At 33.7% G+C, this 7,628-nt stretch carries 12 protein-coding genes and 1 pseudogene; 8 read left to right on the top strand and 5 right to left on the bottom strand.

Translation table 11 applies throughout. The features are described from left to right. Window positions 1-378: 378 nt before the first annotated feature. Together Megvenef_RS06305 and Megvenef_RS06300 are read right to left on the bottom strand one after the other, a co-directional pair. Entirely contained in the window at window positions 379-645 is a 267-nt protein-coding gene (locus Megvenef_RS06305; RefSeq protein ID WP_322777130.1) for a type II toxin-antitoxin system YafQ family toxin, read from the bottom strand. A gap of 2 nt (window positions 646-647) precedes the next feature. Then, window positions 648-908: a type II toxin-antitoxin system RelB/DinJ family antitoxin gene (locus Megvenef_RS06300; RefSeq protein WP_322777129.1), complete on the bottom strand. Its 261-nt coding sequence runs from the start codon at window positions 906-908 to the stop codon at window positions 648-650. A 449-nt stretch (window positions 909-1,357) separates the two neighbouring features. On the opposite strand from Megvenef_RS06300, the gene Megvenef_RS06295 reads away from it, so the two are divergent. Together Megvenef_RS06295 and Megvenef_RS06290 are read left to right on the top strand one after the other, a co-directional pair. Further along, entirely contained in the window at window positions 1,358-2,131 is a 774-nt protein-coding gene (locus tag Megvenef_RS06295; protein WP_322777128.1) for a ParB/RepB/Spo0J family partition protein, read from the top strand. 23 nt (window positions 2,132-2,154) lie between these two features. Then, a complete protein-coding gene (locus tag Megvenef_RS06290) occupies window positions 2,155-2,427 on the top strand; it encodes an HU family DNA-binding protein (protein WP_322777127.1) in 273 nt (90 codons plus the stop codon). A 50-nt stretch (window positions 2,428-2,477) separates the two neighbouring features. Here the strand turns inward: Megvenef_RS06290 and Megvenef_RS06285 are convergent, their stop codons facing one another. The 3 genes from Megvenef_RS06285 to Megvenef_RS06275 form a co-directional block, all read right to left on the bottom strand. Beyond that, entirely contained in the window at window positions 2,478-3,236 is a 759-nt protein-coding gene (locus Megvenef_RS06285; RefSeq protein WP_322777126.1) for a ParB/RepB/Spo0J family partition protein, read from the bottom strand. Window positions 3,237-3,264: 28 nt separating this feature from the next. Next, entirely contained in the window at window positions 3,265-3,636 is a 372-nt protein-coding gene (locus Megvenef_RS06280; protein ID WP_322777125.1) for a hypothetical protein, read from the bottom strand. Window positions 3,637-3,755: 119 nt separating this feature from the next. After that, window positions 3,756-4,184 carry a helix-turn-helix domain-containing protein gene (locus Megvenef_RS06275; protein ID WP_322777124.1) on the bottom strand — a complete coding sequence of 143 codons (429 nt, stop codon included), beginning with the start codon at window positions 4,182-4,184 and terminating at the stop codon, window positions 3,756-3,758. Window positions 4,185-4,397: 213 nt separating this feature from the next. Between Megvenef_RS06275 and Megvenef_RS06270 the strand changes: the two genes are divergently transcribed. The 6 genes and pseudogenes from Megvenef_RS06270 (at window position 4,398) to Megvenef_RS09890 (ending at window position 7,532) form a co-directional block, all read left to right on the top strand. Beyond that, entirely contained in the window at window positions 4,398-4,703 is a 306-nt protein-coding gene (locus Megvenef_RS06270) for a hypothetical protein (RefSeq protein WP_322777123.1), read from the top strand. 35 nt (window positions 4,704-4,738) lie between these two features. Next, on the top strand, window positions 4,739-5,011 hold the full coding sequence (locus Megvenef_RS06265; RefSeq protein WP_322777122.1) for an HU family DNA-binding protein: 273 nt from the start codon (window positions 4,739-4,741) through the stop codon (window positions 5,009-5,011). A gap of 22 nt (window positions 5,012-5,033) precedes the next feature. Continuing rightward, window positions 5,034-5,543, top strand: coding sequence for a rhodanese-like domain-containing protein (locus tag Megvenef_RS06260; protein WP_322777121.1), 510 nt, complete (start codon window positions 5,034-5,036; stop codon window positions 5,541-5,543). Window positions 5,544-5,545: 2 nt separating this feature from the next. Then, the gene (locus Megvenef_RS06255) at window positions 5,546-6,322 is read left to right on the top strand and encodes a sulfite exporter TauE/SafE family protein (protein ID WP_322777120.1); all 777 of its coding nucleotides are present in this window, start codon (window positions 5,546-5,548) and stop codon (window positions 6,320-6,322) included. 22 nt (window positions 6,323-6,344) lie between these two features. Beyond that, entirely contained in the window at window positions 6,345-7,205 is an 861-nt protein-coding gene (locus Megvenef_RS06250) for an MBL fold metallo-hydrolase (RefSeq protein WP_322777119.1), read from the top strand. A gap of 101 nt (window positions 7,206-7,306) precedes the next feature. Next, window positions 7,307-7,532 (top strand): annotated as a pseudogene (locus Megvenef_RS09890) (TspO/MBR family protein). Window positions 7,533-7,628 lie beyond the last annotated feature (96 nt).

Genomic DNA, 7,628 nt, shown 5'->3' with positions numbered 1-7,628 from the left:
GAATATCAGACATATTATCAAATCATGTATAAATTTTCAACTACTACTAACTCGTCTATAGGATTATTTTAGCCAATAAGAAAAGAGGTGTAGCTTAGGGGGAATATCTCCCTAAATTATTATCTCAATTGTGATTATAGATGTTGTTAGGCATGCGCCTTTGGCGCAATTACTTTTATGAAGGAGAATTTTTGAAGGCAAAGAGTTCAGCTTATCTCCTCCCCTTTTGCTTGGAAAATGTAATTAAAGCTGAAGTTCTCTAGGATACAATTAAGCGTTAAGTCGATATATGCTTTGCAGAAAAATAATTGTTTAGGGAATTATAATGCGGATAAAAGGATAAAATTTGTCTGCCGTGATTTAATTTAATATCTAAAATTAGAACAAATCAGAATGAGTACCGGTGCGTTCAAATATTATCTCGTCCTTGTCAATTTTATATATTAGCAACCAGTCTGGTTCAATGTGGCATTCTCTTCTGCCAATAAAATTACCAACTAAGTTGTGATCTCTATATTTTTGCGGTATAGGTTCTTTATTCACAAGTAGTTCAATAATTTTTTTTAGCTTGTCTATGTTCTTACCTCTTTTTTGTGCTAGCTTTATATCCTTAGCAAAAGAGTTGGTATAAATTGGTTGGAACACGATCAAATCTTCAATTTATCAAACATTTCTTTTGTGTTTTTAGAAGCAACTAATCCACTTTTTTTATCTGTAGCTTTGAATGTTCTTAAAGTTTTTGCATTTGGTATTTTCATTGGTACAGGCCACTCATGTTCACGCACAACATATTTATAGAGAATTGTTACTGCTTGAGTTGGAGTCATACCAAGTTGTGATAAAACACGCTCGGCTTCGCATTTAAGTTCGGGATTTATTCTCGCTCTTATATAAGCTGTTTTAGACATAATATGCTTTTTATTCCAATTAATTTACAAGAACAATTGTATCACGTATGGGATACAATTACAAATACTAATTGTTATTTGTTTTTACCATGGCAACAATCAATCATGAGATTCATTCCGCTATCCTCTATTTTTGGAAATATCAGTGTATTTAAAGAATTACTATCTTTAGCACAAAAAGCTCCATATGGGGCTTTTTAAAAGACTCTTTAAAATGTTCGGAAGTTACTGCAAAATACAGTTTGTGGCTTTAAGAACGGATCCTAAGCTGAGTAAATGCTGTATATTCTTCTCATTTTAAGATAGTTAGAAAAAGTTACGCATTGCTTTATTGCAACTTTGGTTTTCTTCTAAGATTATTTACTTACAATATTTCTATTTTTCTTTTATTTCCTTGTTTTAGCCAGATACTATTGATATAATAATTATATATTAAATGAATTATATTTATGGAAATAATAGAAGTTGATCCAAGAGTTTGTAAAAGGTGGCAATATGCTGATCGCAATTCTTTTGAATTTGGTGATACGAATATTTTAGCCGAAGACATAAAACGTAATGGACAAATAACACCTGTTTTTATTCGAGCCTTAAAAGACACTGGCAAGTTCAAATACGAGGTAATTGCTGGCAGTAGACGCCTGCAAGCTTGCCTTGCCGCCGACTTACCACTCAAAGCAATATTAACTAATGTAACAGATGTAGAGGCAGCAGCTATCCAGATTAAGGAAAATGAGCAACTAGGACTTTCTGAGTACTCAAGAGGCTTGTCATTTGCTAAACTAAAGCAAGACGGTAAGCTAACTCAAGAGCAATTAGCCGAAATTGCCGGGTGCTCCAGAAAAAAGATACAAAACTTATTAGCATTTGAGAAAATAGATAAAGCGATCTGGAATGCCGTTACAAACATGAGTAAAGTTTCAGCTAGATCTGCGGAAACTATCTTAGCTCTTTCAAAAAAATCAGCTGCCCACAAAGAAGCTCTTATCGAGATTGCCGAAGAAATCAGAAAAGGTGCCGGTAGTGTACGTATCGAAAAACTCGTTGATGAAATCTTAAATGGAGAGTTTGGTAAAGAGGAAGAAGAAATTATCACTAACACATCTGGTCAAGTCCTGGCTAAATGGAAAGATGGTAAGCTATATTTTGCCAAAGATTTAAAGTTAGACAAAAATAAATTCAACAAAATGCTGGTTGATTTCTTTAATATCGAAAACAAGTAAAACAAAAAAACAGGAGGATTGCTATGAATAATTATGAGTTTGTAAAATTTGCTGCCAACAGATTCGGTATTGACGAAACTGTTGCTGAATCGATGGTTGATATGTTTGCTCAAAGCTTGCAAGAACTAGTAGCCGCTGGGCAATCCGTTACCATCGATGAAATCGGTGAGTTCAAATCCGTACCCCTATTCCCAAATGGATTAAATCACCATAATAATATTGCCCTTGCCAAAGTTGCAAAACGTAATATTGTTAGCTTTAAGCCAAGTGATAGGCTTGTAGGAAGAGTTGCTTAGTAATGAAAAAAGATTGGGTGAAAATCATCCTCTCTTACATGTACTAGGGATTAATCATTTAGAAAATATTCCACTAATTTAGCGAGCTTTCTTCTATCAGTACTGTTTTTAGCCCTAATGATAAGAGAACCCATTCTCCATCTGGCAACAATTTCTCCTTTGTTATCTCTAATATCATTGTCTATCTCTTCCTTTTTACCTGATACGATAGTTTTAACGGATTCTTCAATATCATAGCTAGCCAACCCATTTTTAATCTTGTCTGCAATTTCTATTAAAGCATTGATATAGTCATTCCCTTTCCTTGAAAGAGAATAAATGCTATTAGCAGCTCGCGCTGAAATTTTGTCTGTGTTATCTATAGCATTTATTACTGATTTTGGAATTTTTGCAAAACAAAGCAAGCTTTGGATTTTAGATCTCGATACACCAATGTTAATTGCAAGCTGTTCTTGTGTTAGTACTTTATTCTTTATCAAAAGATTGTAGGAAAGTCCCTTACTATAAGGTGAAATTCCAACTTTTTCATTTTCCTTAATTTGGGATATGGCAGCTTCTTTGTCATCAAAGTCTGTGAGAATTGCTTTAAGTGGAATACGTGCTAATAAACAAGCTCTCCATCTTCTAGCTCCCGCAAATAATTCATATTCATATTCTTTATCGTCACTTAGCCTAATGAGGACAGGATTAATTTGACCATTCCTTAGAATATCTTCGGCAAGTTCATTAATTTTGAAAAATTCAGATTCAGCTCTATCGGCATATTTCCATCTTTTACAAGTTGCTGGATCAATATTTAATACTTTCATAATAAGTCTGTAAGTTTCAATTTAATTATTATCGGACTTTAAAATATTTTGTATAAATGTTTTCAATATCCTCAATTGTACCAAGTAAAACTCCAGTGAAAGGCATTATCCGAACTCCACATTCTGCGTTTAATGTCATTAGTTCTAAAGTTTGTTGCCCAGTATAGATAGGCTCACCATTATTATTAAGCTTGATGTCTCTTAAGCTACTGGTCGGTTTAAGGAGTTTGTCTAGATTTTGGTATCTTCCTTGCCCTACTTCTTTGCAAACAGAGGTTTTTGTTGGAATATCTTGAGCAGAAGCAGAGGCTAGAGCTATTATCACAATTAATGTTAGAACCATAAAGGTGGTTAGTATGTCTGCTATGTTATTTTTAAATATAAAAATAATTTTGTGCATATTTTTTTCTCCTATTAGATGTAGCGGTTTGATTTAAATTTTCTATAAAAATGTTTATCCTTCAATTTTTGTAGTTATTTTGGTTATTTTATTTTTTATATAGTTTAAATTTAATGTAACTAAAATTTATGATATTTGTCTATTGTCCATCTTAGAAATTTATCATCAATATGAGGAGACTCAGCTTCGGCCTCGATTGAATATTGGTATACTTCTTTTATTAAAGCAACTAGCTTTTCTAGTGAAATATTTATCTTCTTTTCTATAATTGAGGTGGTAACAGAATTTGTGGCATCACAAAAGATTTTAATTTGTTCTGCAGTTAAATTTTCGATCATTATTTTTTCCACATCGAGAAGAAGAAACTCTAAGCTTACACCTAAGGCTTTTGCGATCAGCTGTAAGTTTTGGGCACTAGGGGTTTTGGAATTGCCAGCAAGGATGCTATAGACTGTATTTCTATTTAACCCAGTAGTTTTTTCAATTTTAACAGCATTGATGTCCTTTTGAGCCATTAGCTCACGAATCCTATTTTGTAGATTTGTCATTGTATTTAAAAATTATTCTTTTTGCTATTCCTTTAAATATAAAGTGAAAAATACAAAATAACAATAAAAACTTAATAATAGACTTTATTTTACGTAAAAACCAAGCCAAGTGTAAGCTGAGCTTATTTGCTTTATCAAAAGAAATAAATACTTGACACAACACGTGTAATACTTTATATTTAAAGTACGTATGAATAACAAAAGAGGAACTATATGGCTACTGATAATAAACAAAATGATCAGAAAGAAGCGCGAAAAAACCCTGGGGTCAGCAATTATGTTATAATTCCAGTAGCACTAGCGGCAACATTATGCGGCTGGATTACCTCTCCTTATGGCGAGGCACTCATTAAAGAAGTTGAAGCTCACTGGCTTCATGTTGTTTATCTTGTTTATCCAGCATTTACGGTGCTTGGCGGTGGCAGCATGCTTCAAAGATCAACAAGAGCTGGGAAAGCAGCTCTTGGGGCGCTTGCAACCTTTGGGATAGTATTTGGTTTTCTTGCACTAACAAAATAAGTATCAACTTAAATTTTAAAATAGAAGGAGTTAATATGAATAATTATGGGTTTGTGAAATTTGCGGCCAACAGATTTGGTATTGACGAAACTGTAGCTGAGTCTATGGTCGATATGTTTGCTCAAACTTTGCAAGAACTAGTTGCAGCTGGGCAATCTGTAACTATCGATGAAATTGGTGAATTCAAGTCTGTGCCCCTCTTTCCAAACGGATTAAATCACCACAATAATATTGCTCTTGCCAAAGTTGCAAAGCGTAATATTGTTAGCTTTAAAGCTAGTGAGAATTTAACTAAAGTCGTTTTATAAAATAAAAACAGAGTCATACATTATGAAAACAATTACTGCGGCTGATCTAAAAAAATATTTAGATCAAGATAGTATGCTACTGATTGACGTAAGGGAGCCCGCTGAACACAGAACAGAGTCTATTGATAATGCTTGTCTTATACCCCTTGCAGAAATTTCTGTTGAAAGATTACCCTCAAAGTCACGCCCGATTGTTATTCATTGCCGTTCTGGAAAAAGAAGCTCTGAGGCGTGCAAAAAACTTTTAGCACAGGATCCAACATTGGATCTTTATTCATTAAAAGGAGGGATTATAGCCTGGAAAGAAGGAGGTTTTAATATTAAACAATCTGGTAGCAATGTTCTTCCTCTTGATCGCCAAACACAACTTGCAGCAGGTATTATAGCTTTTTCTGGCGTCATATTGGGTGCCTTTGTTAATCAAAGATTTTATCTTTTGCCTGGTTTCGTTGGTTTGGGATTGATGCTTGCTGGCCTTACTGGATGGTGTGGTATGGCAAAGCTATTAGCCAGAGCGCCTTGGAATAGATAGCTATGGAATTCTTAGGATATCTCAGTTTATTATTTATGGGATTAACTCTAGGACTCGTAGGGGCTGGAGGATCAATTTTAACTATTCCTATTCTTGTTTACATATTCAAAATACCCATCATTATAGCAACAACTTATTCTCTACTGATTGTTGGAGTTTCTGCTTTCATTGGTACTGTGCGTTATAGAAGTTCTATTTTATTCAGTAAAGTAGCTCTTTTTGCTTTACCATCTATAATTGGTGTCTTTAGCGCAAGATTCTATATCCTGCCTAATTTACCAAGATCATTGGGCATTATTACCTTAGATCAAGCCATGATATTATTGCTACTGACATTCATGATTTCCTCAAGTTATTTAATGATAAGAGATAATCGGCTTCAGCTACCAAATACAAAGCACTCGTCATTCTTAAACCAAACAAAGATAATCTTGCTTGGATTTTGCCTAGGTCTGGTAATGGGTCTTCTAGGTGCCGGTGGTGGTTTCTTAATAATACCTACTTTAATTTTATTGATGGGTTTTAGTATGCAGGGTGCTGTTCCTACATCTTTATTTATTATTACACTCAATTCATTGATCGGATTTTTATCAGATAAACATAATTTTCTAGCACAGGACTGGATAAACATATTTTGGTACGTAAGCCTAGCTGTGCTTGGTATGCTGATAGGAATAAAATTAGGAACCTACATTAATGCTTCGCAATTAAAAAAAGGTTTTGGATGGTTTATATGTATAACAGCAATTACAATTGCATTAAGAGAGTTTATTATATAATAAGAAGCATGGAGATTTTATTATGGCTATCAATATCAAAACGTTTTTTGATCAAGATACAGCAACTTTTACTCATGTAGTTAATGATAAGAGTACCAATAAAGCAGTGATTATTGATCCAGTTCTTAATTATGATCAATACTCAGGAAGGATAAGCAAAACGTCTGCAAACGAGGTCATTAGCTACGTTCAAGGGCATAGTTTATCTGTAGAATCGCTTTTAGAGACTCATATCCATGCTGATCATATTACTGCTTCTCATTACTTGAAGGAAAAATTAGGTGGGAAAATTGGGATTGGTAATAAAATCAAAGATGTGTTGGCATTTTGGATTCCTATTTTTAATACCGCCAAAGATACAAAGCTTGACGGTTCTCAGTTTGATAAACTCTTTAACGATAATGAAGTCATCACACTAGGAAATGTAGATATTAAAGTTTTACACACACCTGGCCATACACCAGCGTGCTCAAGCTACTTGATTGAGGATGTCATTTTTGTTGGAGATACTATATTTATGCCTGATATTGGAACAGCCCGTACTGATTTCCCAGGAGGCAGTGCTAATACTATGTATGACTCTATAAAAAAGATTTTGAGTTTGCCCAATGAAACGAGAATATTTATGTGCCATGATTATCCGTTACAAGGAAGGGACATTGCTTGGGTATCAACTGTTAAAGAACAAAAAGAGAGAAATATTCTTATACATGAAGGAATATCAAAAGACGAGTATATACAAACACGTAATAAAAGAGATAGAGGCAAAGCCGTTCCAAAACTATTACTGCCTTCATTGCAAACTAATTTAAGGGCAGGTACTTTCGGAAATCCCGAAGATAATAACATAAAATACATTAAAATACCGATTGATAAAATATAAGATTGCATAACTTATTAGACAAACTCTTTATATTTGGATAGCAATGAAGCTCTTAATTCACACTAAATCAAACAACTAAATATGATAAAACGAGATTTGGAATGTATCCATGGTATGGGCAATTAATTAAATCTTCTCTCACTCCTCCTGGCTATTATTTCGGAATAATCTGGCCTATTTTATATATTAGCTTAGCTATTTTGGGATGGGAAACTACACAAAGAAAGGGAGAAAACTATACTAAAGTGGTATTGGACTGGGATGTTTTTAAACTGGTTATGGAGCCCGGTATTTTTTACTTGTCACTTAAGCGGGTTAGCACTCTAGATATTAATTTTACTTGTCACTATTAATGCCTATATTTTAATTAAGCTAAGAATTGGATATACCAACTATGCATATATGATGCTACCTTATTTCTTG

Source organism: Candidatus Megaera venefica (assembly GCF_034554655.1).
Taxonomy (GTDB): Bacteria; Pseudomonadota; Alphaproteobacteria; order Rickettsiales; family Rickettsiaceae; genus Megaera_A; species Megaera_A venefica.
Note: the sequence above shows the minus strand (reverse complement) of the source record. Positions and strands in the feature narration are given on the sequence as shown.

Bases quoted from the DNA above. Each gene is read 5' to 3' on its own strand.
- Megvenef_RS06290 (WP_322777127.1), top strand. From the start codon at position 2,155: ATGAATAATTATGAGTTTGTAAAATTTGCTGCCAACAGATTCGGTATT.
- Megvenef_RS06255 (WP_322777120.1), top strand. From the start codon at position 5,546: ATGGAATTCTTAGGATATCTCAGTTTATTATTTATGGGATTAACTCTA.
- Megvenef_RS06265 (WP_322777122.1), top strand. From the start codon at position 4,739: ATGAATAATTATGGGTTTGTGAAATTTGCGGCCAACAGATTTGGTATT.
- Megvenef_RS06260 (WP_322777121.1), top strand. From the start codon at position 5,034: ATGAAAACAATTACTGCGGCTGATCTAAAAAAATATTTAGATCAAGAT.
- Megvenef_RS06275 (WP_322777124.1), bottom strand. From the start codon at position 4,184: ATGACAAATCTACAAAATAGGATTCGTGAGCTAATGGCTCAAAAGGAC.
- Megvenef_RS06270 (WP_322777123.1), top strand. From the start codon at position 4,398: ATGGCTACTGATAATAAACAAAATGATCAGAAAGAAGCGCGAAAAAAC.
- Megvenef_RS06300 (WP_322777129.1), bottom strand. From the start codon at position 908: ATGTCTAAAACAGCTTATATAAGAGCGAGAATAAATCCCGAACTTAAA.
- Megvenef_RS06250 (WP_322777119.1), top strand. From the start codon at position 6,345: ATGGCTATCAATATCAAAACGTTTTTTGATCAAGATACAGCAACTTTT.
- Megvenef_RS06280 (WP_322777125.1), bottom strand. From the start codon at position 3,636: ATGCACAAAATTATTTTTATATTTAAAAATAACATAGCAGACATACTA.
- Megvenef_RS06295 (WP_322777128.1), top strand. From the start codon at position 1,358: ATGGAAATAATAGAAGTTGATCCAAGAGTTTGTAAAAGGTGGCAATAT.
- Megvenef_RS06285 (WP_322777126.1), bottom strand. From the start codon at position 3,236: ATGAAAGTATTAAATATTGATCCAGCAACTTGTAAAAGATGGAAATAT.